Origin of the sequence: Enhygromyxa salina, from assembly GCF_002994635.1 — a bacterium.
GTDB lineage: Bacteria > Myxococcota_A > Polyangia > Nannocystales > Nannocystaceae > Plesiocystis > Plesiocystis salina_B.
The window spans coordinates 1-26111 of sequence record NZ_PVNL01000120.1 but is presented as its reverse complement, the minus strand read 5'-3'; the positions used below and the strand labels follow the sequence as shown (position 1 = coordinate 26111).

At 68.9% G+C, this 26111-nt stretch carries 21 protein-coding genes; 5 read left to right on the top strand and 16 right to left on the bottom strand.

The features are described 5' to 3' along the window. Positions 1-12 precede the first annotated feature (12 nt). Positions 13-891, bottom strand: coding sequence for a diguanylate cyclase (locus ENSA7_RS31360; protein WP_244923972.1), 879 nt, complete (start codon positions 889-891; stop codon positions 13-15). A 236-nt stretch (positions 892-1127) separates the two neighbouring features. Between ENSA7_RS31360 and glyA the strand changes: the two genes are divergently transcribed. Genes glyA through ENSA7_RS31345 form a run of 3 tightly spaced genes read left to right on the top strand, consistent with a single transcriptional unit; the run spans position 1128 to position 6108 of the window. Then, positions 1128-2402: a serine hydroxymethyltransferase gene (gene glyA, locus ENSA7_RS31355; RefSeq protein ID WP_219908092.1), complete on the top strand. Its 1275-nt coding sequence runs from the start codon at positions 1128-1130 to the stop codon at positions 2400-2402. Between the two features lie 21 nt (positions 2403-2423). Then, a complete protein-coding gene (locus ENSA7_RS31350; RefSeq protein ID WP_146158350.1) occupies positions 2424-4115 on the top strand; it encodes a hypothetical protein in 1692 nt (563 codons plus the stop codon). Between the two features lie 10 nt (positions 4116-4125). Further along, positions 4126-6108 carry a protein kinase family protein gene (locus ENSA7_RS31345; RefSeq protein ID WP_106093074.1) on the top strand — a complete coding sequence of 661 codons (1983 nt, stop codon included), beginning with the start codon at positions 4126-4128 and terminating at the stop codon, positions 6106-6108. 16 nt (positions 6109-6124) lie between these two features. Here ENSA7_RS31345 and ENSA7_RS42695 read toward each other — a convergent pair whose 3' ends face one another. Further along, complete coding sequence (locus ENSA7_RS42695; protein ID WP_181234290.1) at positions 6125-6712, bottom strand: TetR/AcrR family transcriptional regulator; 588 nt, start codon at positions 6710-6712, stop codon at positions 6125-6127. 50 nt (positions 6713-6762) lie between these two features. On the opposite strand from ENSA7_RS42695, the gene ENSA7_RS31335 reads away from it, so the two are divergent. Both ENSA7_RS31335 and ENSA7_RS31330 read left to right on the top strand, forming a co-directional pair. Further along, on the top strand, positions 6763-8679 hold the full coding sequence (locus tag ENSA7_RS31335) for a DUF2723 domain-containing protein (RefSeq protein ID WP_106093073.1): 1917 nt from the start codon (positions 6763-6765) through the stop codon (positions 8677-8679). 230 nt (positions 8680-8909) lie between these two features. Then, a complete protein-coding gene (locus tag ENSA7_RS31330) occupies positions 8910-9770 on the top strand; it encodes a 3'(2'),5'-bisphosphate nucleotidase CysQ family protein (protein ID WP_106093072.1) in 861 nt (286 codons plus the stop codon). Between the two features lie 3 nt (positions 9771-9773). On the opposite strand, the gene ENSA7_RS31325 is transcribed toward ENSA7_RS31330, so the two are convergent. The 14 genes from ENSA7_RS31325 to ENSA7_RS31255 form a co-directional block, all read right to left on the bottom strand. Further along, a complete protein-coding gene (locus ENSA7_RS31325) occupies positions 9774-11435 on the bottom strand; it encodes a TldD/PmbA family protein (protein ID WP_244923971.1) in 1662 nt (553 codons plus the stop codon). A gap of 61 nt (positions 11436-11496) precedes the next feature. Further along, positions 11497-12999 carry a TldD/PmbA family protein gene (locus ENSA7_RS31315; protein WP_244923970.1) on the bottom strand — a complete coding sequence of 501 codons (1503 nt, stop codon included), beginning with the start codon at positions 12997-12999 and terminating at the stop codon, positions 11497-11499. Between the two features lie 78 nt (positions 13000-13077). Beyond that, positions 13078-13323 carry a type B 50S ribosomal protein L31 gene (locus tag ENSA7_RS31310; RefSeq protein ID WP_106093070.1) on the bottom strand — a complete coding sequence of 82 codons (246 nt, stop codon included), beginning with the start codon at positions 13321-13323 and terminating at the stop codon, positions 13078-13080. Between the two features lie 11 nt (positions 13324-13334). Continuing rightward, positions 13335-13640, bottom strand: a complete 306-nt coding sequence (rpsN, locus tag ENSA7_RS31305) for a 30S ribosomal protein S14 (protein ID WP_106093069.1) — start codon at positions 13638-13640, stop codon at positions 13335-13337. 322 nt (positions 13641-13962) lie between these two features. Beyond that, complete coding sequence (locus ENSA7_RS31300) at positions 13963-15081, bottom strand: pseudouridine synthase (protein ID WP_106093068.1); 1119 nt, start codon at positions 15079-15081, stop codon at positions 13963-13965. A 134-nt stretch (positions 15082-15215) separates the two neighbouring features. Beyond that, complete coding sequence (scpB, locus tag ENSA7_RS31295) at positions 15216-16643, bottom strand: SMC-Scp complex subunit ScpB (RefSeq protein WP_106093067.1); 1428 nt, start codon at positions 16641-16643, stop codon at positions 15216-15218. Positions 16644-16645: 2 nt separating this feature from the next. Continuing rightward, positions 16646-18094, bottom strand: coding sequence for a segregation and condensation protein A (locus tag ENSA7_RS31290; RefSeq protein ID WP_106093066.1), 1449 nt, complete (start codon positions 18092-18094; stop codon positions 16646-16648). Next, positions 18091-18771, bottom strand: a complete 681-nt coding sequence (locus ENSA7_RS31285) for a site-2 protease family protein (RefSeq protein ID WP_106093065.1) — start codon at positions 18769-18771, stop codon at positions 18091-18093. The genes ENSA7_RS31290 and ENSA7_RS31285 overlap by 4 nt, the downstream gene beginning before the upstream one ends. A gap of 113 nt (positions 18772-18884) precedes the next feature. Continuing rightward, entirely contained in the window at positions 18885-19805 is a 921-nt protein-coding gene (gene xerD / locus ENSA7_RS31280) for a site-specific tyrosine recombinase XerD (RefSeq protein ID WP_106093064.1), read from the bottom strand. A gap of 488 nt (positions 19806-20293) precedes the next feature. Continuing rightward, positions 20294-20686: a response regulator gene (locus ENSA7_RS31275; RefSeq protein WP_106093063.1), complete on the bottom strand. Its 393-nt coding sequence runs from the start codon at positions 20684-20686 to the stop codon at positions 20294-20296. Continuing rightward, positions 20683-21516, bottom strand: a complete 834-nt coding sequence (locus ENSA7_RS31270; RefSeq protein ID WP_106093062.1) for a GAF domain-containing protein — start codon at positions 21514-21516, stop codon at positions 20683-20685. The genes ENSA7_RS31275 and ENSA7_RS31270 overlap by 4 nt, the downstream gene beginning before the upstream one ends. Positions 21517-21779: 263 nt before the next feature. Beyond that, complete coding sequence (gene cheB, locus ENSA7_RS31265) at positions 21780-22907, bottom strand: chemotaxis-specific protein-glutamate methyltransferase CheB (RefSeq protein ID WP_106093061.1); 1128 nt, start codon at positions 22905-22907, stop codon at positions 21780-21782. A gap of 15 nt (positions 22908-22922) precedes the next feature. Beyond that, a complete protein-coding gene (locus tag ENSA7_RS31260; RefSeq protein ID WP_106093166.1) occupies positions 22923-23765 on the bottom strand; it encodes a CheR family methyltransferase in 843 nt (280 codons plus the stop codon). A gap of 62 nt (positions 23766-23827) precedes the next feature. Then, entirely contained in the window at positions 23828-25984 is a 2157-nt protein-coding gene (locus tag ENSA7_RS31255) for a HEAT repeat domain-containing protein (RefSeq protein ID WP_146158348.1), read from the bottom strand. Between the last annotated feature and the right edge of the window lie 127 nt (positions 25985-26111).

Here is a 26111-nt window from a genome sequence, read left to right as displayed (position 1 = left end):
GATCACAACACCTCAGGCCGGGACGACGACCTGATTGCGCCCGCCGGCTTTGGCCCGATACAGGCACCGATCCGCGGCCTCGATCATCTGCCCGGAGTTCTCGTACGAGGCGTTCCACACCACCAGCCCGATCGAGATCGTGATCGAGATCTCGTGGCCCTCGAACGCAAACGCGTGGCCCTCGACCAGCGCACGGATCTCCTCGGCGAACAGCGCTGGCGCCGGCTGCTCGAACTCGTGCAGGATCACCGCGAATTCCTCGCCGCCGTAGCGCGCCACGAAGTCGTGCTTGCGCGCGCGACCCGAGACCAGCTGCGCGACCTCGCGGAGCACGTAGTCGCCGGTCCGATGCCCGTAGGTGTCGTTGCAGCGCTTGAAGTGATCGATGTCGAACAACAGCAGCGCGAGCGGCCGCTCATAGCGATGCGCGCGCTCGACCTCGTCTTCGATCTTCTCGTCGAAGCTGCGCCGGTTGTACACGCCGGTCAGCGCGTCGTAGCGGGTCATCGTGTAGACCTGCTCGTGGTAGGCGGCCTCGATCGCGCTGCCGTTGATGAACTTGAGGATCGTGCGGCCGACCTTGATGCGGTCGCCGTCGCGCAAGTACGCGTTGCCGACCTGCGCCTCGTTGACGAACGTGCCGTTGGTCGATCGGAGGTCCCGCAGCTGCGCGCCGCGATCGTCGACGTGGATCTCCGCGTGGTTGCGCGACACGGACCGGTGGTTGACGCAGATGTCGTTGTCGCGACCGCGCCCGATCGTGAGCACTTTGTTCGCGTCGAGATCGTAGGTGTGACCGATGTTGTCGCCCTGCAGCACCACGAGGCAGGCCGGCCCGGTCACCATGTCCTCTAACGCACGTAGCGTGGTGACGACCGTCGGCTCACGCACGACCGTCGAATCACTAGGCGGCACCGAGGTCATCCCAACCGAGCGTACCAGGTTGTCGAGCGAATGGCCCCCCTACACAAGTGAAGAGCATGCTCACCCGTGCGCGGGTTTGGCGGTGGTGCGGCGGAGTAGGACCGATCAGCACATGTGCTTTGGACCAATTCATGCGCCGCTTCGATCTGACGATCAACACCTCGAGCGCACTTTGACTTTGGCCGTGGCTCAGTCGACAACCCATGCCGATGACCGAGCGCGATCCGTCCCTAGCCGTGGCCGATACCGAGGTGAACGAGCTGATCTTGCAAGAAGATCGGCGTCAGCGCGAGAGCTTGCGCTTGATCGCCAGTGAGAACTACACCTCCAAGGCGGTGCTCGAGGCCTGCGCCAGCAGCCTGACCAACAAGTACGCCGAGGGCTACGCTGGCAAGCGCTACTACGAGGGCATGAGCGTGATCGATCCGCTCGAGCGGCTGGCGATCGACCGGGCCAAGTCGCTGTTTGGAGCCGAGCACGCCAACGTCCAGCCTTATAGCGGCTCTCCGGCCAACCTCGCCGTGTTGCTCGCGCTGTGTGAGCCGGGCGACACGATCATGGGGCTGTCACTCCCTGCTGGCGGCCACCTCACGCACGGCTGGAAGGTCAGCGCGACCGGCATCTACTACAATTCGGTGCAGTATGGCGTGCGCGAGAGCGACCACCTGATCGACCTCGATCAGGTCCGCGATCTCGCCAAGCAGCACCGGCCCAAGCTGATCTGGGTCGGACACTCAGCGTACCCGCGCGTGCTCGACTTCCCGGCGTTCGCCGAGATCGCGGCCGAGGTCGACGCCTACCTCGCCGCCGACATCGCACACGTGGCCGGGCTCGTGGCCGGCGGCGCTCACCCCAGCCCGATCCCCCACTGCCACGCGGTCTCCAGCACCACGCACAAGACGCTCCGAGGCCCCCGCGGTGGGTTGATCATGTGTCGCAAGGCACACGCCAAGGCGATCGACAAGGCCGTGTTCCCGGGCCTGCAGGGGGGCCCCCACAACCACACCACGGCGGCCATGGCGGTCGCGTTCAAAGAGGCGGCGCAGCCGAGCTTCCGCGACTACGCGACGACCGTGGTCGCCAACGCCAAGGCGCTCGCCGAAGCGCTGATCGGCGCCGGGCTCGATCTGATCACGGGCGGGACCGACAACCACTTGATGCTCGTCGATCTGACCAGCACGGGGATCTCGGGCCGGGTCGGCGCCAAGGCGCTCGATCGCTGCGGGATCGAGCTCAACTGCAACTCGATCCCCTTCGATCGGCGCAAGCCGTTCGATCCCTCGGGTCTGCGGATTGGCGCGGCGGCCGTGACCTCGCGCGGGCTCCGGCCCGAGCACATGCCGATGCTCGCCGGCTTCATCAGCGACGGCGTGCGCGAGGCCGCGAGCAACGACGGCCAGGTCTCCGAGGAATTCGCCGCTCGCATGCGCGGCGAGATCGCCGAGTTCCTGGCCGAGTTCCCGGCCCCGGGCTTGTAGGCGCAAGCTATGCTCGGGGTCGTGCTACGCCGAACCCTCACCGCGCTCACCTGTGCGCTCGCGCTGGTTGGTTGCAAGGATCCGCCCGAGCCCGACCAGCGGGTCGAGCCGCCCGCGATCGATCACGGCGAGGCTGACGCGCTCAAGCGCGACGCGTACCAGGACGCGCTCGAGCGGGCGCTGCCTTCGGCGCGGGGGGCGTTGATCGCCGCGGACCCCGTCGAGGCCTGGCGAGCTGGCCTCGCGCCAGCGAGCGGTCCCCCGCTGCGACCGACCCAGCGCCAGGCGCTCGAGCGGGTCGCCGAGACCGCGCGGCGGGCGATCGACGAGATCGACGAGTCCTACCTGGCCGCGGCCGAGGTCGTGATCCTTCGCAGCATGCGCTTCGCGTTCGCGCGGCTCAACGACGAGCTGTACCGGCGGCCACGCGCCCATCAAGATCCGCTGGTCGGGCTCCACGCGGTCGAGGTTGCGCTGGACGAGCTCCGCTATCGGCTGCTCCATGGCGACTGCGATCCGTCGTCCTGTGAAGCGCTGCCGGCCACGCTCGCGCTCGACGTGGCGAGCCTGCGCCCGCAGCTGAGCGCGGCGTCGGTCGCCGGGGTCACGCGCGCGGCGATCGTCAGCGACGAGCTCGCACGTGAGGCTCGGGCGCTCGCGGGCAAGCCCTTGCTCGCCGAGCACCACGAGCCGCTGCGGCTCGGGCTCGAGCAGCTCGCGGCCGCCTGCGACGAGCATCACGCGTGGCTCGAGCAGCTCGCCGTGACCCTGCCCGAGGCTGGCAAGAGCCACGAGTGGACGGCCACCCCGGCGCCGGTCGGGCCCGGCGGGGTCACCACGGTCGAGCGGTTACCGGCGATCGTCGGCGCGGCGGCGCTGACTCGGCGGCTCTCCGTCGAGGAGCGGATCGATCTGGTCCCGACCCCAGCGTTCGCCGAGATCGAGCGCCACGTCGCCCGCTGGCAGGCCCTGCGCGAGGCCCTGCTCGGCGACCACGACCCGAACCTGCTCGCGGCCGACGAGCCGCGCCCGGTCGACGCGGCCCGCTGTGAGGCCACCCTGTCGCGCCTGCGCACCGAGCTCGAGGTGATCCCCGAGGTCGAGGCCCCGACCCTCGACTGCGGTCGCTACGTCGCGCTGCTCGGCGACGTCCCGCTCAGCGACGGACAGCTGGTGCTCGAGCTGCTCGACCTCGGCGTGATCGAGCCGCAGCGCCGCGCGCTGCGAGCCCTCGAGCTGCCCGAGGTCGCGCTGGTCAGCGGCCAGTGGTCGACGGGGGTCCACCTGCACCTGCGCCGGATCATGCTGCTCGCCCGCCTGCCCGAGCCAGCCGCGACCGCGCTGGCGGTCGACGCTGGCCGCCAGGCGCTGTGCTGGGCCGAGGCCGCGCTGTGGATCCACGCCCAGATCGGCCCCCCCAGCGAGGTCGGCCTGACGATCGGCCGGGCCTGCGCCGACCTCGGTGACGCCGAGGCGATCACGGCACGCGTCACCGGTGATCCCCGCGGCGCGCTCGCCGGGTTCGGGCTGTCGCTGATCGGGGACGAGCCGGCGCGCATGGTCGGCTTTGATCGCTTCTACTGGGCCCCGCTGGGCTTGATGAAGCTGCTCGCCACGCCCAAGGGCCTGCACCCCGACGAGTATACGCTTCCAGATGATCCCGTCGTCGGGCCCGACCCCGAGGTCGAGGTCAAGCTCGAGAAGCTCAACTAGCGATGACCCCATGGCCCGCCCCGAAGATCTAGGCGGCTCGCTCGACGCGGCCGCCCGCGCCCGGCTCGACGCTGGCGAGCACGAGGGCCTCGCCAAAGAGCTCGCCCGCGCCAACCGACACGCCGAGGCCGGCTGGGTGCTCGAACAGATCTGGGACTTCGCCGGGGCGACCGCCCACTACCTCAGCGGCGGGCGGGTGCTCGACGCGCTGCGCACCGCGATCGAGTCCGCCGCCCCGGCTGCGTGGCAGTCGGTGTTCCAGGTCCTGGCGGACGCGCGCGAGCAGCCCGAGCTGCTCCACGAGGCGGCCAGGCAGCTCGAGCGACGCGGTCGCCACGACGACGCGGCGCAGGTGCTCGAGCTGGCCGAGGCCCGCCCCGAGCTGCGCGCGGCGGCGCTGATGAACGCGGGCGATCGACTCGCGGCCGCGCAGACGCTGGCCGAGGCGGGCCTGCCCAGGCGCGCGCTCGAGACCCTGGGCCCGCTCGACACCCTCGCCGGCCACCACGGGGCCGACGGGGGGGCCCAGCGACTTCACCCGCAGCTGAGCAACCCCGCGTCGGCCTCGTCTGCGCGCGAGCACGCGCTGGCGGCCGCGCTGAGCTGGGACCTCGGCGACGCCGAAGCCACGGCCCGCCACGCCCAGCGGGCCCGACGGGCGGGCGCGCTCGAGGGCGAGCTCGGCCGCCAGGTCCGAACCTTGCTCGCCCGCGCGCTGTCGAGTCTCGGCCACGATCTCGCCGGTCAGCTGGTGCTCGCCGAGGCCGACGACGACGAGCCGGAGCGCAGCCCCAGCGAGCTCGCGCCGCAGGGTCGCTATCGGGTCACCGCCACGCTGCCAGCCGCCTACGCCGGGGCGGCCTACGTCGGGGTCGATCGGGTCAGCCTGCAGGAGGTCGAGCTGCACCTGCTCGTCGCCGAGTACGGGGAGATCGAGCGTCCGGGCCCGGCGGTCCACCAGGCGCTCGACCGGTTCGCCGCCGCCGCGCTCCGGGCCAGCGCCCTGGGCCACCCCGCGATCCGGCCGGTCCTGCGGATCGACACGGAGATCGGGCTGCTGGCGATGCCGCGCCGCGAAGGTCCGGTGCTGCGCAGCCTGATCCGGCCCCCTGGCCTCGAGCAAGCGACGGCCCGGGCCCGCTCGATGGTCGCGTTCATGCTCGATGGGCTCGCGGCCGGTCACGCCGCGGGGCTCGTGCACGGATCGCTGCTGCCCAGCCAGATCGTCTGTGACGCGCTCGGGCGGCCGCTGCTCGGACCGTTCGGTGCCCATCACCTGTCGGGGCTGATGGCGACCCGCACCGGTGGGCTCGAGGAGCTGCTCTCGATGACCCCGCCCGAGCAGCGCGGTGGCGCCGAGCCGACCCAGGCGGGCGACGTGTACATGGTAGGCGCGCTGTGGGCCGCGCTGCTGGCCGGTCAGTTCGCGCCGAGCCTCGACGACCTGCCGGCTGGCGACCAAGACGAGATCGCGCTGCTGATCGACGAGGATCCCCGCGCGCGTCCAACCGCCCGCGAGACGCTGACCCGGCTGCGCACCCCCGTCGAAGATCTGAGCACGCTCGCGGGCGGCGGCCCGAGCCCGGAAGACTCGATGCGCGGTCCGGCGCCGCTCGATCCACGCCTGGGTCGAGCGCTCGACGTGGTCGCGGCCGACAGCTGGACCGACACCGAGCTGGACCTGCTGTGCACCGCTCGCAACCCGTGGCTGCAGAACATCCTGGATCGTGAGGGCCGCGTGTTTCGACTGGCGGCGTGGCCCGATGGCTGTCACACGCTCGACGCGACCAGTGACTGGCAGCGCCTCGTGGATCCCCTCGCGCTCGAGCTGCTCGACCCGGGCAGTGAGCCCAACGCCCCGGAGTCAGATGACCTGCGCGACCTCAACGTCACGCTGCGCGAGGCCGTGATCGCTCGCATGGACGGCGCGGCGATCGTGGTGACCGCGGCCGGTGAGCTGATGCTGGCGCTCGACAGCCTGCTGCGCCGCTAGCTCAGCGCCAATCGACTCACTTGGAGATCGAGCGGACGCAGCCCTCGACGAACATGTCGATCAGCGAGCGCTCGTCACTGAGCGGAAACGCCGGGTGCTGCTCGTTGAACCGGCCGTTGTTGAGCAGCGAGCACAGACCGTGGACGCTTGCCCACAGCTGAAACGCCGCGAGCTCGTCGTTGACCCCGTCGCGCCAGGCTCCGGCCTCCCGGCCCTGAGCCACCGCTTGGCGGACCGCGGTGAGCGGACGCAGGCTGCGGCTGATGTCCTCCGGAGTGAGCTCGGCCCACTCGAGCTGGTCGTGCTCCATCAGCACCGAGTACAGCCACTTGTTTTCGCGAGCGAAGTCGATGTAGCGACGCGTGATCAGCCGCATCCGCTCGGCGGGATCGACATTCTCTTGCAGGGCCGGGCTGATCGCGTCGTACATCAGGTCGATGCCGTAGACGCGAATTTCTCGGAGGATCGAGGCCTTGCTCTCGAAGTGCTGATACAGGGCCGTGGCGCTGACACCCAAGCGCGAGGCGATTCCGCGCATGGTCAGCCCCTCTTCACCGAGCTGACTGCCAAGCTCGAGGCTGGTCTGAATGATCGCTTCCCTCAAACCTGCATTGCATCGGCGCGACACGATCCTAGGATAACATCGATCCGACCATGGGTGGCGACAAAGCGCAGCGGATCGATACACCCATTCAACCCGACACCCGCCCCGAGTGGTCGGTCGTCTTGCTCGCGCCACTATTGGTCGCACTCGCACTGTGGTCAGTGCCGACCGCGATTCAGGCCGGCGACGCGGGCGAGTTCGCCACGGTGATGCTGACCGGCGGCGTGCCACATCCATCGGGCTACCCGTGGATGCGTGCGCTCGGCCTGGTCGCGCGAGGCTTGTGGGCGCTCGGTCTCCCGCCGGCGACCGCCGCCGCGCTGCCGCCTGCGCTGTGCGGGGTCGGGGGCTGGCTGTTGATCCACCGCAGCTGCGTGTTGCTGGGTCGGGCCTGGATCGGGGCGTTCGTGGTGCTGCTGGCGGCGAGCTCGTCGCTGGTGGTCCTGCACGTCAATGACAGCGAAGTGTGGGGTCCCTTGCTTTTGTTGTCTGGGTTGTTTGTTCATACGGTGATCCGCACGCGGGCCCGACCACGGGCTTTTCTGCTGGGGATCAGCTTGGGCGTGGCGGTCAGCCACCACCTCACCGCCGTGCTGTTGGTGCCACTCGCAATTGGTGCGGCGTGGCCTCGCGCAGGCCAACGGAGTGTGCCGGCGATCTTGCGCGCGGGTGGTCTGGGGATCGCCGGTAGCCTCGTGGGCTTGCTGCCGTTTGCGACCCTGGCGATCGGTCGGGGCGGCAGCTGGCGCTGGGGTCGAGTCGAGACCGCGTCCGGCTGGTGGCACCACGTCCTGCGCCGCGACTACGGGACGTTCAGCCTCAGCCTCCACGAGGAGCAGGTGGCCGCCGCCGACACGGTCGCCCGCGCGCTGACCAGCGTCGGCGAGGTCATGTCGGCTGGATTACTGAGCGCGGCCTGGGTCGGAGGTCTGGGGATCGCGTTGGTGTTGACACTCGCTGGCCTGTGGACGCGATCCCACCGCGACCAGCTGCCCGTCCCAGTCGCGTTAGGTTGGGCTGCCAGCGCGATACTGAGCGCATTCGCGTTTCCGAGCATCCAGAACATCGACCCCACGAGCAGCATGGGCGCGTGGATCTTGGAGCGCTTCGATCTGCTGACCGTGCTGGTCCTGGTGGTCCCGGCGAGCTTGGCGATCGCATGGATTGCCGACCAAACCGCGGAGCAGATCTCCAAGGGCTCGAAGGTGCGGCCGTGGATCCCGACCGCGGGCGGCCTCGCGATCGCGGCGGTCATGCTGCTGGCCCAGCTCGGTGGGGTGCTCGAGCGCGGGCGCCCCAGCAGCGAGCGCGCCGTCGAGCTCGCGGCGATCGATCTGGTCAGCAGCCCCGATCCCGACGGGCCGGCGATCCCGAGCGCCACCGCCACGCCGATCCGCGCGATCGTGTTTGGCACCGACGACCACCGAAGCTTTCCGGTGCTGTATGTCCAAGACGTCCTGGGCGCCGGCTCGCACACGCTCTACGTCGACGCGCAGCTGCTGGCCCACCCGTGGTACCGCGAGCGCCTGCGTGCCCGCCTGCCCAAGCTCCCCGACGTCGACAAGCCGCTGCAGCTCATCGGTGCGATCTGGTCCGACCCCGAGCTCGCGCAGCTGCCGATCTACCTGGCCAACGTGTTCTCGCGGCCGGCTGCAGAGCTGCCCAAGGTGCCAGAGGGCATGCTGTGGCGCGTGCCACCGCCCACCGGGCACCCGACCTTCACCGCCTCGGCGTGGACCCACGAACAGATCCTCGCGCGTCACCTGGCCGCGAGCGCCCGCATGCGGATCCGACCCGGCGACTTCAGCGGTCTCACCCACCCGCGCGGGCACCCGTGGTCGGCAGATCTGTGGTTCGCGTACGTCGACCCGGCCAAGCGTCTGGCTGCGACGCTGGCCCGCGCCGGGCACGAAGACGCGTTGCCGGCGGTCCAGGCGGCGCTCGAGCTTCGGGTCGGCGAGCCGTGATCCTCGACCTCATCCGGCGCGTCTGTTTTCAGCTCCTGTTTTTGGGTTTCAGCTCGGGTTTCAGCTCCGGTTTCAGCTCCGGCGAGCCGCCTCGCTCGCTTGCAGGCGCCCTTCGTAGACTGGTTCACCTTGGACAGCGATCGGCTGTCGTTCACGGGATGATGTCGAACCCGGTTGGCTCACGCGGCGTACGGCCGCAGATGTCTGAACTGCCGTCATAATCCCCGGTGATGACCCTGCTGAACCACGAACTCGAGATCGCCACCGAGGTGGTGCAGCGCAGCGGAGCGATCGCGCTGGAGATCCAGGCGGGCGGCGATGACAGCCTTCAGACCAGCGACAAGGCCAATGACCAGGGCCCCGTGACGCGGGCCGATCTCGCCGTCGAGGCGCTGATCGTCGCGGCCCTGCGAACTTCGTTTCCCAACGACGCGATCCTGGCCGAGGAGAGCGCCAGCGCGTCACAGTGGCGCCAGCACGCACGGGTCTGGATGATCGATCCAGTCGACGGCACCAAGGACTTCGCCAGCGGTGACACGAGCTGGGCGATCCACGTCGGCCTCGTGATCGACGGTCACCCCGCGCTGGGCATCGTCCACGAGCCTGGCCACGATCGCCTGAGCTGGGCGATCGACCACCTCGATCAGCGTCACGCGTGGTGTCGTCACGACACCGAGGGTCGCGTCGAAGCCCTCCACGGGATCGGCCGCTGCGAGCAGCAGTGGCGCCTGGTGACCAGCAAGAGCCACCGCAGCGAGCGCCTCGACGCGATCATGGCGCTGCTTGGCATCACGCCCGAGCAGACCCTGCGGACCGCCAGCACCGGGGTCAAGATCTGCATGGTCGCGCGCGGCGTGGCCGAGTTTTATGCGCACCCGACCGTGGGCACCAAGCTGTGGGACAGCGCGGCCCCTCAGGCGATCCTCCACGCGGCAGGCGGGCGCCTGACCGACATGCGCGGCGCCCCGCTGAACTATGCCGGCCCGGTCCTCGGCAACGATCTCGGCCTGCTCGCGAGCGGCCCCGGGGTCGACCACGACGCGCTCGTCGACCGCCTGCGCCCGCTCGCGGACACCTGGTTTTGCCGGTAGCGCTCAGCGTCCGCTGACGGTCATGTGATCGACGCGGAAGCTCGGGGCCGAGATCGACGCGCGGTGCTCGAGGTCGTTGGCGACCGCGTCGATGCCCTTGAGCAGCTCGTCGAGGTTGCGCGAGATCGTGACCTCGCTGACCGGGACCGTGAGCTCGCCGTTCTCGATCAAAAACCCCGAGGCCCCGCGGCTGAAGTTGCCCGTCACCGGATCAAACCCGAAGCCCATCATCGAGGTGACGAACAGGCCGCGCTCGATGCCGCGCAGCAGCGACTCGGGCTTGGCCCGCCCGGCCTTCATGTAGAAGTTGCTGGTCGTCGCGTGTGGGATCCCGCCGCCGCCGCCCGCCGAGCCGGTCGGCGCGAGCTTGAGCTTGCGCGCGCTGTAGGTGTCGAGCAGGAAGCTGCGCAGCTCGCCGCCGCTGATCACGGTGTTGCGCCGGACCGCCCTGCCCTCCCCGTCATGCATGCGCGAGCCGGGGCCGCGCGGCACCAGAGGATCGTCGACGATCGTCACCTTCGAGCTCGCGACCGCGGTGCCCAGGCGATCGCCCAGGTAGCTCTGCGCGCGATAGATCGCGTCACCGACCACGCACGAGGCGACCAAGCCAACGATCGCGCGGGCCGCCTCGCGCTCGAACACGACCGGGTACACGCCGGTCTCGAGCTTGATCGAGCCGAGCGAGCGCACGGCCCGGGACGCGGCCTCACGCCCGACCGCGGCCGGGCTCATCAACATCTCGAAGTGCCGTCCCGCGGTCCACTCGAACCCGTTGCGCTTCTTGCCGCCCTCGTCGTCGGCGACCACGTGCACGACCAGGCTCGCGTGGGTCCCCGCGGTCCGCCCCACGAACCCGCCGGAGCTGGCTAGCACGCTGTGGCTGGCCCCGCGCGAGCAGCTCGCGCCCTCGGAGGAGGTGATGCGACGATCCGCAGCGAACGCCGCCTTCTCGCCCGCGAGCGCCAGGCGGAGCGCCCGGTCGGCCTTGATCTTGGCGATCTTGTCGTCCCACAGATCCAGGGCCGGGAACTTGGCCTTGGCGCCGATCATCAGTTCTTTGGGATCGGGCGGGACCGCGAGCGGATCGGTCTCGGACAGCTCGGCCATCTCGATCACGCGATCCAGGAACCGCTCGAGCGCCTCGGGTGCGAGATCCGTGGTCGACGAGGTCGCGACCCGCTCGTTGTGGACGACCCGGACCCCGAGCCCGCTCGACTTGGCCTCTTTGATCAGCTCGATCTCGCCTTGCCGGACCCCGGTCTCGAGCTGCTCGCCCTGGCTGACGGAGATCTCCGCGTGCTCGACTCCACGCTCGCGCAGGTGGTCGAGGGCTCGCAGCGCCGTGCCCTCGAGATCGTCGAGCAGCCGCCGCGAGGCGCGAGGCAGCGCGTCACCAACACTCGCGATCACGGCTGGAGCCTTGCGCTTGGGCACGCCCTTGCGCGCGCTGGCGACCGGCGGGGTCTTGGCGATCCGCTTGGTCTTGCTCGCCTTCTTGGTCGTGATCTCGACCTTGGTCTTGGCGGCCTTCGTGGCGCCCTTCTTCTTGGCGACCTTCTTGGCGACCTTCTTGGCGCCCTTCTTCTTGGCGACCTTGGACTTGGGCGACCTCTTGGCGGTGATCTTGCGGGCTGACTTGCCGCCGCGCTGCTTGGCTGAATTCACGCTGCTGTTCCTCGCTGAGGGGGTGATGGATCGGTGGATCGGTGCGACGACTCGAGCACCGCTAGCCGACGCTGGAGCCACCGACGGTGAGCGAGTCGAGCTTGACGGTCGGCATGCCGACGCCGACCGGGACGCTCTGGCCATCTTTGCCGCACGTCCACATGCCGTCGGACAGCTCGAAGTCATGGCCGACCATGCTCACCGTGGCCAGGGCCTCGGGGCCGTTGCCGATCAGGTTGACGCCCTTGAGCGGGGCGGTCAGCTTGCCGTCTTCGATCAGGTAGCCCTCGGTCAGCGAGAACACGAAGTCGCCGTTCGAGATGTTGACCTGGCCGCCGGAGAACTTCTTGGCGTAGACGCCCCGCTTGACCGACTTGATGATGTCCTCGGGCGCGTCTTGGCCCTCTTCCATGAAGGTGTTGGTCATCCGCGGCATCGGCTCGTGGCGAAAGCTCTGGCGCCGACCGCTGCCGGTTGGCTTGGTCTTGAACCACTCGGCGCTGATCCGATCTTGCAGGTAGCCGCGCAGCTTGCCGCCCTCGATCAACCGGTGGGGCTTGGGCAGCACGCCCTCGTCGTCGACGTTGATGCTGCCGCGCGAGCTGGCGATCGCGGGGTCGTCGACGACGGTGACCAGCGCCGACGCGACCGACTGCCCGACGCGGCCGCAGTAGTTCGAGGTCTGCTTGCGGTTGAAGTCGGCCTCGAGCCCGTGCCCGACCGCCTCGTGCAGCAAGATCCCCGAGTCGCCGGGGGCCAGCACGATCGGGAAGGTCCCGGCTGGAGCCTCGCGGCTGTCGAGGTTGAGCAGCGCCACGCGGCTGGCCTCGACGCCGTGATCTTCGGGGCTGACCAGATCGAAGTACTCTGGGCCCATCCGACCGCCGCCAGAGCTGCTGCCGCTCTCGCTGCGGGTGCCCTCACGCGCGACCGCGGACACGGAGATCCGGCACATCGGCTGGAAGTCGTAGACCATGTCGATCTGCTCGCCGTGGCTCGACACCACCAAGATCTCCTTGTGTACGGCGACCAGGTTGGCGTCGACGCGGACGATCTTGGGGCTGGCCGCGCGGGCGGCCTTGTCGGCGCGGCGCAGCAGCTCGACGCGAGATCGGCCCTCGATGTCGACGACCTCGGCCTCGACCGAGTAGACGTCGGCGGTCCGGCGCTTGCGGACCTTGATCGGCCGGATCTTGGCGCCCGCGCGAGCGATCTGGCCGGCCGTCTCGGCCGCGTCGAGCATCGCCATGGGATCGAGGGTCTCGGCGTAGGCGTAGCCGACGCCCTGGCCCTCGACGACGCGGATGCCCACACCCATGTCGACCGATCCACCGACGCTGCGCACCCGGCCGTCCTCCATCGAGATCGAGGCCGAGCGCCGATACTCGAAGTAGAGGTCGGCGAAGTCGCCGCCGCGAGCGAGCGCCCGCTCGAGCACCTGCTGGGCGAGCTGCCGCGAGATCGCCTGGGGACCCGTCATGAACGGCGCCTCGGGCGTGCGAACGAGCGCGGGCGAGGCGGCAGACGCAGTGGGCTTGGCTTTGGCCGTCGCTGACTTCGGCATCCAACGCACTGTGGCACAAAAGCAGACGCCCGACTCCTCCTGACGGGGGAACCGGGCGCGGTCGCGGACTCGGCTGAGTCAGCTCTTGCGGTTGTAGCGACGCTTGAAGCGATCGATCCGACCCTCGGCGTCGACGGTGCGCGCCTGGCCGGTCCAAAACGGGTGCGACTTGGCTGAGATGTCCAGTCGGACCACGGGGAGCTCCTCGCCCTCGACCATCTTGCGCTCGTCGCCGATGATCGTGGAGTACCCGACCCACTCGTCGCTGGTCGAGGTGTCGAGGTAGATGACCTTGTGATACTCGGGATGAATTCCGCTACGCATGGTCGGATTCCTCACCAGCTCGACTTGGTCACACCGGGCAGATCACCGCGGAGCGCGAGGTCGCGCAGGGCGATACGGCTGAGCCCGAACTTGCGATAGACGGCCTTGCTGCGACCAGTGAGGAAGCAGCGCCGGGTCAGGCGCGTGGGGCAAGAATTGCGCGGGAGGCTGTCGAGCTTCGCCATGACCTCGGCCTTGACGTCGGGGTCGAGGTCCGGGTCCTTCATTTGAGCGCGCAGCTGGGCGCGCTTGTCCGCGAATTTTACGATCAGCTTCTCGCGCTTCTTGTCGCGGAGAACTTGGGAGAGCTTGGCCATCTGTCGAGGTTTCCTTCGGCGGCACCGCCGGCGACTGCTGACGGGGGCGGCAACCTACCTTGCAGAGCCTGGACTGGCAAGGGGGGCCGCCGCGGCTGTTTTCAGCTCGGGCAAGCTGTTCTCAGCTCGGGTCAGGCTGTTTTCAGCTCGGGTCAGGCTGTTTTCAGCTCGGGTCAGACCGTTTTCAGCTCGGGTCAGACCGTTTTCAGCTCGGGTCAGACCGTTTTCAGCTCGGGTCAGACTTCTGACCCGCTTGCAGGCGCCGTTCGTAGACTGGTCCACCGTGGGCAGCGGACTGAGTTGCGCCGTTGAGCATGAAAGCTCACTTCTTTTGGGTGCGGCGGCCAGGGTTTGGGCCCCTGGACGGGCCTGCCCCACGCGCGCCCGTCTTCCTGGCTGCGCCCGAGCGCTGAGCAGATCCGGGCCTGGCGTCCGAGCGGCCCCCGGCGCCCCCAGAAGCAGCCGGCTTGCGGGGGGTCTTACGTGAGTCTTGGCGGGGTAGTGTGGGCGGATCGAGCTTCACGCTGGCCAGCAAGCGGCCGACCTCGGTCGCGGTGAGCTGGCGGAATTCGCCCTCGGGCAGGCCGTCCGCGTTGATGTCGCCGATTGCGACGCGGATCAGCTTGAGCACGGGGTGGCCGATCGCCTCGCCCATGCGCCGCAGCTGGCGGTTGAGCCCCTGGGCCAGCCCGACCTGGTACCAGACGTTGGTCTCGGTCTCACGGAACGCGAACAGCTCGACCAGCGGCCGCGTGATCGCGCCATCGTCGAGCTCGACGCCGTCGCGCAGGGCCTGCTCCTGATCCGGGCTGAGCTTGCCCTGAAACTTCACGTGGTAGGTCTTCACGACCCCGTGGCGCGGGTGGCTGAGCGCGGCCGCGAGCTCGCCGTCGTTGGTCAGCAGCAAGATCCCGCGCGAGTGGTAGTCGAGCCGCCCGACCGGGTACAGCCGCTCGGCGATTCCGTGCATCAGCGACAGCACCGTGGCTCGCCCGCGCTCATCGACGCTGCCCGAGGCGTCGCACACGATCTGATCGGGCTTGTTGAGCAGGTAGTAGACCTTGGCCTCGGCGACGACCGGCTCGCCGCGCACGGTCACCCGGTCGCGGCCCGGAAACACCCGTGTACCGAGGGTCTGGACCCGCTGGCCGTTGACCTGCACCACCCCCGAGACGATCAAGTCCTCGGCTTTTCGGCGCGAGCAGATCCCGGCGCTGGCGATGAACTTCTGCAGCCGGATGCCCTCTTGCAGCTCGCGCTCGTTGGGGGTGAACGGCTGCTCGCGGGTCTTCTTGTGCGGGCCCCGCTTGCCTGGGCGGAGGCCCGACGGCGGCTTGTCTGGTCCGGCGTCGCGCGAGCCTGCGCGCCGCCGACCTGAGCTCGAGCCCGTGTCGGCTCGCGGCTGCTGGGATCGGGACTTGGGTGCGCGGGAGTTGGCCATGGGGATCCGCGAGCTTGCGACCTTTGTGGCATCGCTGCAAGCGGGGGCTCTCGCGCGTGAGGTTGGGATCTGAGGCCCGTGGGTGCGGCGCGAACCGCTCGAGCCGCGCGCGTCTCGGAGGTCGGGCCGCGGGACTACTCGTCCTCGTCTTCCTCGTCCTCTTCCTCTTCCTCTTCCTCTTCCTCTTCCTCTTCCTCTTCCTCGTCGCCCTCTTCCTCTTCCTCTTCCTCGTCCTCTTCCTCGTCGCCCTCTTCCTCTTCCTCTTCCTCTTCCTCTTCCTCTTCCTCTTCCTCTTCCTCTTCCTCGTCGCCCTCTTCCTCTTCGTCCTCTTCCTCTTCGTCCTCTTCCTCGTCGTCCTCTTCCTCTTCCTCTTCCTCTTCCTCTTCGTCCGGCTCCGCGTCCTCTTCGCCCGGCTCCGCGTCCTCTTCGCCCGGCTCCGCGTCGCTCGGCTCCGCGTCCTCGCCCGTCACTTCGCCCGTCTCCGCGTCGTCTGTTTCCGCGTCCATCTCCTGCTGCTCCTTCGCGACGTCGCCGTCGCCGTCCGTGGGCTCGTCGTCGTCCCGCGCGAAGTTCAAGACCTCCTGGCCGAGCGCCTCGACCTCGTCGGCGTCCATCTTCTTGCGCAGGGTCGCCTTGGTGTCGTCGGACAGCTCGCGGAATTCTCGGAGGTCGGGGAGGTCGCGCAAGCTCATGAGGTTGAAGAACTCCAGAAACCCAACGGTGGTGCCGTACAGCATCGGTCGGCCGACCTCGTCCTTCTTCCCGACGATCTGGATCAGCTCACGCTCGAGCAACACCTTGACGACCGCCCCGCTGTCGACGCCGCGAATGTGGTCGATCTCCGGTCGCGTCACCGGCTGGCGGTAGGCGATCACCGCGAGCGACTCGAGCTGCGGTCGGCTGAGCCGGACCGGCTTGGCCTGCAGCAGCTGCTGGACCCACTGGGCGTTGCTCGGGTTGGTCTGCAGCACGAAGCCGCCCGCGACCTGAGCGACGTTGATGCCGCGCCCCTCGTTGCCCATGATCAGGTGCTTGAGCGCCAGCTGGATCTGTCGCACCGAGGGCTCGAGCATGAGCTTGCGGATCTGCTTGACCCGCAGCGGCTTGGTCGACGCGAACAACAGGCTCTCGACGATCGACACCAAGTGGGGGGACGCCTCGCCCTCGACGTCGCTCAGATCGTCCTCGATGTCGATCGGCAGGCTGTCGACGAGCTGCACCCCGGCCGGCTCGACCTCCGCGAGCTCCTGCTGCTCGGGATCCGTCGCTGACGCTGACGTGCCCTCGCTCTCGGTCTCGGTCTCGGCGTCGCCCTCCTCGGGAGCGGCTTGGTCCGCAGGCGCGTCGTCGGCTCGATCCGTGCCCGTGTCGTCGGACTCGGCCGGCTCGACGTCGTCCGCCGGAGGATCCTCCGAAGGCTTCTCCGAAGGCTCGGCGCCAAGCTGAGCGACCAACGCGTCGACGCTCGGCTCGTCGGCCTCGGCTGCGGCCTCGGTCGGGGTGCTCGGGGCGCGCCTGGTCAGCTTCGGGGGCGCTTGCTTGCGGACAGGCTTCTTGGCCATGGTCAGTCGCTCTCGCTCTCACTGGGCGCAGTCGGCTCGTCAGCCTCAGGCTCCTCGGCCTCGCGCTCCTCAGCCGCTGGCTCCTCAGCCTCGGGCTCCTCAGCCTCGGGCTCGTCCGCTGAATCCTCAGCCGCTGGCTCCTCAGCCTCGCGCTCTTTGGCCTCGAGTTCCTCGACCGCTGACTCCTCGACCGCTGGCACCTCAGCCGCTGGCTCTTCGGCCTCGAACTCGTCCGCTGGCTCCTCGACCACAGACTCCTCGACCACAGGCTCGTCGGCCGCCAGCTCCTCGGCTAGCCGCGCCGAGTCGAGATCGGCGTCTGGAACCGCGTCGCCGACCTCCGTCGTCACGTCCGCCTCGACGATCACCGACGCATCGGACTCCGCGCCCAGCTCCGCGCCCAGCTCCGCGCTCGGATCGACTCGCTCGGGTGCGATCGACGGGGCGTCACCGCTCCCCGCAGGCGCAGCGGCCACCGCCTCGCTCGCCACCGGTCCGCCCGCAGCCGCAGCCGCGGCCGCAGCCGCGATCTCCTCGTCATCACCGCGAAAGTCCGCGACGACCTGCTGCAGCTGCGTCACGTCGACGGTCAGCTCGAGCTCGATCGCGTCGCTGCCGTGAGCCTGGTGCACGCCGAGGACCCCCAGCTTGACCATCTCGAGCACCGACATCAGGGTGACGACCAGCATCTGCCGCAGCGCCCGCTCGTTCGGCCACGTCTGCTGCAAGAACAGCTTCTCGAAGTCGACCCGCTCGCCGCCCGAGAGCAACAAGCTGAGCTGCTGGACCCGCTGGCGGACCGTGATCGGCTCGAGCACGACCTCGTGGTCCTCGCGGAGGACGGCCCGATCGAGCACACGGTTGTAGGCCTCCGCCAGGCGAAACAGGGTCACGGGCGCGAGGCCCGGCTCGGGCGGCTCGATCGACAGGTCACCGCCACGTGGAAACACGTCGCGGCCGGCGATCGGCCGCGCGGACAGCTCGAGGCCCGCGTCACGAAACCGCTCGTACTCGATCAGGCGCCGGATCAGCTCCTCGCGCGGATCGACGCCGTCCTCCTCGTCCTGCTCGTCCTCGTCCTCACCGGGGATCACGGGCAGCAGCTCGCGACTCTTGAGGAACGCGAGCGTGGCCGCCATCAGCAGGTACTCACCCGCGACCTCGATATCGAGCGAGCGCGCGAGGCTGATGTACTCGATGTACTTCTCGGTGATGAACGCGATCGGGATGTCGAGGATGTCGAGCTCGTGGCGGCGGACCAGGTGTAGCAGCAGATCGAGCGGGCCCTCGAACACGTCGAGCGCGACCGCGTAGCTGCTGCGCGAGCCGACCCCGTCGGCCATCGAGTCGGTCGCCGGGCGCTCGGGCTTGGCCCGCTCGACACCAGCAGACTCGACTGCCGGCGGCGGCGACTCGGAGGTCTCCGCCGTTTGACCCGCCTGCGAGCTCATCGACCCACCGCGACGAAGTACATGGTCTCGACGAGGTAGTTGATCGGCCCGATCAGGCGGCCGAGGAAGCTGCCGCCGAGAAACACCAACCCAAGCAAGATCCAGGGGCCGTAGCGGAGCAAGAAGTCGTCGATGTACTCGAGCCGCGCGGGCAAGAACGCGGCCAGAATCTTGCCGCCGTCGAGCGGATGCAGCGGCAGCAGGTTGAACACCATCAACAGCACGTTGAGCCGCAACATCGTGAGCAGCACCGTGTGCATGCCCCGGCTGATGTCGCCGGTGACGAGGGCCATGCCGGCGGCGATCCCCAACACCAACAGCACCAACACCAGGTTGCCGAACGGTCCGGCGACGGCGACCAACGCCATCCCGCCCCGCATGCTGACCTTGCGCGTGTAGTTGCTGGGCTGGGTCGGCACCGGGCGGCCCCAGCCGAGCAGCGGGAACGCCGTGAACGCCGCGACGATCGGCATGATCAAGGTCCCGACCGGATCGGCGTGGACGATCGGGTTGAGCGACACTCGACCGTCGCGCTCGGGGGTTGGATCTCCCAAGCGATCTGCCACGACCGCGTGACAGTACTCGTGTACGGCGATCGAGATGATCAGACAGATCAGGTACAGCCCGACTGTCATCAGGGTCTCGCTCGAAAAATCGATGGCGACGAGTGCGGACACGGCGGTCTCGAAGAGTGCGGGCCGAGATCGCCCGCCGACGCTCGCGCAATCTGCGCGGGCGGACCGAGCGGAGGGAGTTACCTAGCAAGTCCGACCGGTTCCCCGCAAGCCCGTCAGGCGCGCGGGTGGTGCAGGTCGTAGGCGTGGCGCACGTGGCTCTGGCTCAGGTGCGTGTAAATCTGGGTTGTCGAGATGTCGGCGTGACCCAGCAGGGTCTGGACCGCCCGCAGGTCGGCGCCGCCTTCGATCAGGTGGGTGGCGAAGCTGTGTCGCAGCTTGTGCGGTGAAATCGCGCGCGTGATTCCAGCGGCGATCGCATGCTCACGCAGGCGCTGAAACCAGCCCTGGCGCGACAGTCGAGCGCCGCGGCAGTTCAAGAACACATGCGGATCCCGGCGGGCCTTGCCGCGCGCCCGCTCGATCAGCGCGGGCCGGCCGCTCTCGATGTAGGCCAGCAGGGCCACCAGCGCGCAGTCGCCGAGCGGGACCATCCGCTGCTTGTCGCCCTTGCCGGTCAGCACGACCAGCCCTTGATCGAGGTGCAGCGCGTCGAGCTCGAGGTCAGACGCCTCCGAGACCCGGCAGCCGGTCGCGTACATGAACTCGAGCAGCGCCGTGTCGCGCAGGCCGAGCGGGGTGTCGACGCCGGGCGCAGCCAGCAGCGCGTCGATCTCGGTCCGACTGAGCAGCTCGGGCAGCTTGGCCCCCGCCTTGGGCATGCGGATCCCCTGGGTTGGATCGACGTCGATCAAATTCTCGAGCCGCAGCCAGCGAAACAACCCGCGCACCGCCACCCAGCGGCGAGCCTGACTCCGAGCCGCGAGCCCGCGCTCGGTCAGCGCGCGCAGAAACCCAAGCAGCAGCGGCGGCGTGATCTGAGCGGTCGTGGTGACCCCCACCGACCCGAGGTGATCCAAGAGCTGGCGAAGATCGTTGGCGTAGGCCTCGACCGAGTTCAGCGCCAGGTTGCGCTCGACCTTGAGGTGCTGGAGGTAGTCCTCCACGGCATCGTCGAGCTCGAGCGCACGCGCCACCGATGACCCCTAGCACGGCCCGGTCGAGCCCCCAACAAATGCCCCCGAGCCCCATGTGGATAGAGCGCCGCCCAGACGAGAGCCCCCGAGCTGCCCCATGTCGATAGAGCGCCACCCCCCAAACACCCACGGGCGCCAAGAAGGATGGAGCGCCGACCGGTGGCGGTTGGAGCCCAGACGAGAGCCCCCGAGCTGCCCCATGTCGATAGAGCGCCACCCCCCAAACACCCACGGACGCCAAGCAGGATGGAGCGCCGACCGGTGGCGGTTGGAGCCCAGACGAGAGCCCCGAGCTGCCCCATGTGGATAGAGCGCCACCCCCCAACACCCACGGGCGCCAAGAAGGATGGAGCGCCGACCGGTGGCGGTTGGAGCCCAGACGAGAGCCCCCTTCGAGGGGGCCACACATGCGCCCGCGAACAGCTAGCCCATTGGGAGCGAGCGAAGCGAGTGACCCCGAAGTGCGAAGAAGGATGTGGGGGTCTAAATCAATCCAGGCTGAGGATCTCGCGGACGAGCGAGATGACCTGCTGGGCCTGGATCGGCTTGGTGATGTACGCGTTCGCGCCCAGCGCCAGCGCCCGCTGACGATCCTCGGCCGCGCCCTCGGTCGTGATGATCACGATCGGCACGTCCTTGTAATTGTCGTCCGCGCGAAGCCGCTTGACGAGCTTGAGCCCGTCGAGGATCGGCATGTTGATGTCAGTGATGATGATGTCGAACTTTGTCCCTGCGATCCGCCGCAGGGCATCGACGCCGTCATCGGCCTCGACGACATCGAGCTCACGTACGCGCGACAGCGCGAACACGATCATCTTTCGCATTGGTGGACTGTCCTCCACCACCAAGGCGTTGAAACGACGTTCTCCCGAAGTGCTCATGCTCCAACCAGATGTTCGATCGCCTGACGCTGTAGCGGGACGTCTTTTGTATGGGCGCGGATCCAGGCGTTCTCGACACCGATGCCTGCGTGCTCGGAGATCAGGCCGAGCAGCTGGTGATCGTTGTCCGCGAAACCGTGCTTTTGTTCGAGGAAAGACTCGAGACGGGCAACACCGACCAGCCGCGACCCGCTGACGAGCGGCAGGTTGATGATCTCGGAGCCCATCTGAAACTCGGGGTCGCCGCTCTTCCACGGACGCCCGAGCGCGACGATAGCCGCTTGCGCTGGCCCAGCGTCCTCGCCGTTGAGCGAAATTTCTTTGATGTCGTCGATGAGCCCGCCCTCGCGCGCGACCGGGAACAAGACCTGCCGCTCTTCATCGACCAGGTACACCACGAAGGCCCCGGCTCCGACAAAGTTGAGCAGGATCTCCGTGATGGTTCGCAGCACCTCGTCGAAGCTCGTGGCCGCGTGGAACTGCGAACCAGCGACGAACATCGACGCGAGGTGATAGTGCTCAGACTCGAGGGAGTCGAGCCGGTAGCGAAACCCACCGGACTCCTCCTCGACGTTGCCTGCGATCCGACGAATCTCGTCGCACTCTCGCTCGAGCGCTCCGATGCGCATCATCAAGAGATCGACCATGTTGTCGCGAGTGACGGGCTTGGCCTCGGTCTCGCGTGGATCTGTCTTGGTCTCGAGCTGCGAGCGGAGGCGATCATTTTCAGTGATCAGCTCCTTGACCAACATCTCGCCCTTCTCAAAGAAGTCGCGCAAGAATTCGTCGGTCTTCCGCTGCAGGCTCTGCCTGGGGTCGTCGGCGCTCACCGCCCGCACAGTAACACAGCGACGCTGCGCGCGAGAGCACGGGTGTCCAGTCCAGGCGTGGATTTGCGGGTAAAACGACCGCCATCCACACGAGATCGCTGCCCGATCTGCCTCGCCGCGCCGCGGCGGGCTGGCGTTGGGGCGTAAAGCTACGCCCCCGCGCCGCAGACCCGGCCAGCGCGACGCCGACCCGCCCAGCGCGACGCCGACCCGCCCAGCGCGACGCAGACCGAGTCAGCGCGGGCTGAAGTCGAGCGTGGGGCTCACGAGCCCCCCTCGGCGCGCCGCTTGTCGATGACCTCGATGATCGCGTCGTGGAGGCGCTCGAGCGGCAGCGCCCGATCGACGGCGCCCGCCTCGAGGGCCGAGTGCGGCATCCCCGGCATCACGGCCGTTCGCGGATCTTCGACCAACACGTAGGCACCGAGGCGCCGGGCGGCGATCGCCCCGTTGGTCCCGTCGGAGCCCATGCCCGTGAGGATCACGGCGACCAGCCGGCGCTCGAACGCGGCCGACAACGACTTGAGCATGTGGTCCGCCGAGGGGGTGAGCGGCGCGACCCCAGCCCGGGTTGGCTGGGGCTCGACGATGCGGATCGTCGCGGTGCCGCCAGCGCTGGTCTCGACGTCGATGTTGCACGACCCCGGCACGATGTAGACCACCCCGCGGCACAGCGGCTGGCCCTCGGCGGCCTCGACCACCCGAAGATCGACGACGCGATCGAGGCGCGCGGCGAAGGCCTTGGTGAACCGCGCGGGCATGTGCTGGGCGATGACCACCGCCGCGGGCAGATCCGCGGGCAGCCCCGCGAGCAGCTGTTGGATCGCGGGCGGACCACCCGTGGACGAGCCGATCCCAACCACGAACTGGGCGGGCTCGCCCTCGAGCGGCTGGTTCATGGTCTCGGCGTCGCTGCTGCCATGCGGGCGCGCGCCCTGAGCCGCCAGCGAGTCGGCCCGCTGCTTGAGCCGCACGGTCTGCAGCCGCCGGACCATCGTGATCTTGGAGCTGAGGTCGTCCTCGATGTTGCGGATGTCGGGGCTGATGTGGCGCCGCGGCTTGGCGATGAAGTCCAGGGCCCCGAGCTCGAGCGCCCTGAACACGTTGTCTCGCTGCGCGTACCCAGAGATCACCACGACCGGGATCGGCCGGCGGCTCATGAGCAGGCGCAGGAACGAGAACCCGTCCATCTCGGGCATCTCGAGGTCGAGGGTGATGACGTCGGGCTCGAGGTCGAACGCCAGCTTCAGCGCCTCTTTGCCGTTGGTCGCCCGACCGACGACCTCGACCCCCTCGCGGGACTCGAGCATGCTCGTGATGGTCTGACGATTGTAGGCGGAGTCGTCTACGACCAGCACCCGGAGGGGTCGGTTTTCGCTATTTGCGGACATCGGTACGCACGGCGGCTAGAAGCTCGACGGAGGGGTCGCGGTGGGGGGCTTGCGGTACACGAGATCTTTTTGAAGGTGGGCGAGGTCGAACCGAGTCGTCACGTTCAACAAGCTCTCGGAGTGACCGAGCAGCAGGAAACCGCCAGGCGTCAGGCGATCATAGAAGGCCTCGACGACGTTGTGTCGGGACTCCTGAGAAAGATACATCAAGACGTTGCGGCAGAAGATCACGTCTTGCGGTCCGAGCACGCGAAATCGCTCGGTCGAGATCAGGTTGAGCTGGCCAAACGAACACAGCGCGCGGACGTCATCGCGGACCGTCCAGCGACCGTTGGCCTCGACGAAATACTTGCGGCGCAGCGCGGGGGACGTGGTCCGGAAGCTGTTCTCGCCGTAGACCGCCGCGCGTGCGGTAGCCAGCACCTTGCGGCTGATGTCCGAGCCCATCACGCGGATGTTCCAGCCGCGGAACAGCCCGCTCTCGAGCAGCAGCATCGCGATGGTGTACACCTCTTCGCCGGTCGAGCAGCCGGCGCTCCACACCTGGATCCGTTGCTGCCGCTCGAGCTGCTTGGCGAGCGCGGGCATGATCTCTTCGGAGAAGGCGTCGAGCTGATACTGCTCGCGAAATAGGTAGGTCTCGTGGGTCGTGATCCGCTCGACCAGTTCCTCCATCTCGCGGGCGCCAGCCGGGTCGTAGCGAAGGTACTGGTAGTAGTCGAGGTAGCTCGACAGCCCCAGCGCCTCGAGCCGCGAGCTCAACCGGCGCTCCAAGAAGAAGCCGGAATTGGTCGCCAGGGTGATCCCGCTGTGCTCTTGGATCGCCTCGACCAACAGACGAGTCTCGTCGTCGGACATCCGCACCCTGTCGGTGCCGAGGCCGGCGAAGAGTCGGTCGGTGGAGTTGGTACGAGGCACGATTACGCCCGCTTGAAGTCCTCGCGTTTTTCAGATGCCCCGGCAGCCGCGCTGCTCGGATCGGACAGCACCCGCAGGCGATCGATCGCCTGTCCAAGTATCTGCCGAACCAGGGCGTCCTGCTCGAGCTTTCGAGCCCGCTCGAGCGGTCCCAACGCGGTCACGTCACCGCGCTCCGACAGCACCTCGGCGGCCGCCCAGCGGACGTCCCAGCGCTCGTGCGAGAGCAGACCCAGCAACGCCGCGGTGGCCCGGTGCGCGGGGTAGTGCTTCAGCGCCCGCGCCGCCGCCTTCACGACCTCGTGGTCCTGTGACGCGCACAGGCTCATGAGCAGGGTCAGATCCTGGTTTTGAGTCGAGCGCCCGAGCCCCGCGATGGCATGGACCACGACGTTGGTCGAGCTGTCGTCGAGGATGATCTCCCGCATCCGGGCGAGCGTGATCGGGTTGCCGATCGCAACGAGCGCCTGGACTGCGGCGGCCCGGACCAGGGCGATCGGATCGGAGGTCGCGGCCAGCAGCGGGTGCACGCTCTGGGTGTCGGCCAGCTGACCGAGGCTGCGACACGCGGCCGCGCGGACCTGTGGATCTTCGTCAGCGAGCGAGAAGCACAGCGCCCCCACCCCCTCGTGCTCACCCGCGACGTTGCCGAGCGCGAGCGCGGCCGCGACCCGAACGCCGAGGTCACTCGAGCCGAGCATCGACACCAGCGGCGGCACGAACTCCAGCAACCCGAGCCGGCCGACCACCCGACACAGGTTGCGCGCGAGCGAGCCCGCGTGCGGCCACGAGCCGCCGATCAGCAAGAGCAGCTCATCGTGACCGCCGCCTGGCCGGGCCCTCGACATCCGCTCGGCGACCTCGGCGAGCGCCTCGGCGGCGTGCTCACCGACCGGGCCCTGGCGACCACAGCCGCGGTACAGCGGGGCCATCGCCGAGCGGCCACCGACCCGCCGCAGCGCGTCGCAGGCGGCCGCGGCCACGGTCTCGAGCGGATCCTCGAGCCCCTCGAGCAGCAGGTTGATCAGCCGCTGATCGACCTCTCCCGGGAGCGCGCCGATCAACCGATACAGGGCCTCGCGCGAGGCGACCTCGAGGCTGTCGAGGACCTCGACGAGCGCGTCGTTGGCCGCGGTCCCGAGCCGCTCGACCAGCGCGAGCGCCCGCTCGTAGACCATTGGATCTTCCATGCGCGGGAGCACGGCCGCGACCGCCCCGGCGTCCTTGGCCAGCCCGGCGAGCGCGATCGCGGCGATCGAGACGTCGCGCTCGCGGTGCCCGATCAGCTCGCGGACCTTGGCCTTGGTCTCGTCGTCGATGTTGGCGACCGCGTCGTCGACGATGTCGGACAGGTCGTGATCGGCGAGCGCGACTCGGAGCCGCGCGATGCCTTCGATCGCCGCCGCCCGGACCCCGCGCATGTCGTCCCCGAGCAGCGGGATCAGCAGCGGCACGGCGTCGGGTGAGCTCGTGACCCCGAGCAGCGCCGCGGCGCCCTTGCGGGTCACCGCGTGACTCAACAGCGGGGCCAGGCGCTCGACCGGGACCGCCGCGCTCGCGGCCCGAAGCGCGTCGAGGGCGTACAGCTGCAGCATCTCGGAGTCGTCGGCGAGCAGCTGCTCGAGCGCGTCGATCGCCCGCGGTCCGCCGATCTCACCGAGGGCCGCGGCCGCCGACGCGCGCAGGTTCTCGTCGGCCTCGGCGTCGCGCAGGAACCCAGTCAGGATCGAGATCTCGGACTCGCCACCGATCTGGCCGATCATGTCGACCATCAGCCGGGTTCCCGAGCTGCGGGTATCCTCGGGGTCGAGCCGCTGCAGGACCTTGGGCAGGCTCGCGCGACCGAGCTGGATCAGCACGTCCTGGCAGGCCGCGCGCGCGCTGACGCCCCCGCCCGCCACGACCTTGGTCTCGTTCTCGCGACCCTCATAGATCGCGCTGTCGAGCGGATCGATGACGCCGTCGATCAGCGTGTCGATCAGCGCGGCGAAGGTGGGGCCGTCGGGCTGCTCGGTAGCGAGGACCATCAGCACCTCCTCGACGGCCTGCTTGCGCTCGCGCCAGCCTTCGTCGCCAAACCTGCGGATGCAATCGAGCAGGCGTGGCGGCAAGCCAGCGCTGCCTCGGCCCGTGACCTTCGTTCCTCCCTTGGCGCTCAAGATACGTCTCCCGTCCGGTCCAAACCGGCGACCAGCTCGCGGAATGCTTCGCCGATCAGGTCACCTTCTGCTGCTTCGAGGCGGACCTCGACCCCACCCCCGACCCCACCCCGAACCCCACCCCCAA

What these genes read in the sequence shown, in the direction of transcription:
- glyA (WP_219908092.1), top strand. Translation starts at nt 1,128, where the DNA reads ATGCCGATGACCGAGCGCGATCCGTCCCTAGCCGTGGCCGATACCGAG.
- ENSA7_RS31345 (WP_106093074.1), top strand. Translation starts at nt 4,126, where the DNA reads ATGGCCCGCCCCGAAGATCTAGGCGGCTCGCTCGACGCGGCCGCCCGC.
- ENSA7_RS31335 (WP_106093073.1), top strand. Translation starts at nt 6,763, where the DNA reads ATGGGTGGCGACAAAGCGCAGCGGATCGATACACCCATTCAACCCGAC.
- ENSA7_RS31330 (WP_106093072.1), top strand. Translation starts at nt 8,910, where the DNA reads ATGACCCTGCTGAACCACGAACTCGAGATCGCCACCGAGGTGGTGCAG.
- ENSA7_RS31315 (WP_244923970.1), bottom strand. Translation starts at nt 12,999, where the DNA reads ATGCCGAAGTCAGCGACGGCCAAAGCCAAGCCCACTGCGTCTGCCGCC.
- ENSA7_RS31310 (WP_106093070.1), bottom strand. Translation starts at nt 13,323, where the DNA reads ATGCGTAGCGGAATTCATCCCGAGTATCACAAGGTCATCTACCTCGAC.
- rpsN (WP_106093069.1), bottom strand. Translation starts at nt 13,640, where the DNA reads ATGGCCAAGCTCTCCCAAGTTCTCCGCGACAAGAAGCGCGAGAAGCTG.
- ENSA7_RS31300 (WP_106093068.1), bottom strand. Translation starts at nt 15,081, where the DNA reads ATGGCCAACTCCCGCGCACCCAAGTCCCGATCCCAGCAGCCGCGAGCC.
- scpB (WP_106093067.1), bottom strand. Translation starts at nt 16,643, where the DNA reads ATGGCCAAGAAGCCTGTCCGCAAGCAAGCGCCCCCGAAGCTGACCAGG.
- ENSA7_RS31290 (WP_106093066.1), bottom strand. Translation starts at nt 18,094, where the DNA reads ATGAGCTCGCAGGCGGGTCAAACGGCGGAGACCTCCGAGTCGCCGCCG.
- ENSA7_RS31275 (WP_106093063.1), bottom strand. Translation starts at nt 20,686, where the DNA reads ATGAGCACTTCGGGAGAACGTCGTTTCAACGCCTTGGTGGTGGAGGAC.
- cheB (WP_106093061.1), bottom strand. Translation starts at nt 22,907, where the DNA reads ATGTCCGCAAATAGCGAAAACCGACCCCTCCGGGTGCTGGTCGTAGAC.
- ENSA7_RS31260 (WP_106093166.1), bottom strand. Translation starts at nt 23,765, where the DNA reads ATGTCCGACGACGAGACTCGTCTGTTGGTCGAGGCGATCCAAGAGCAC.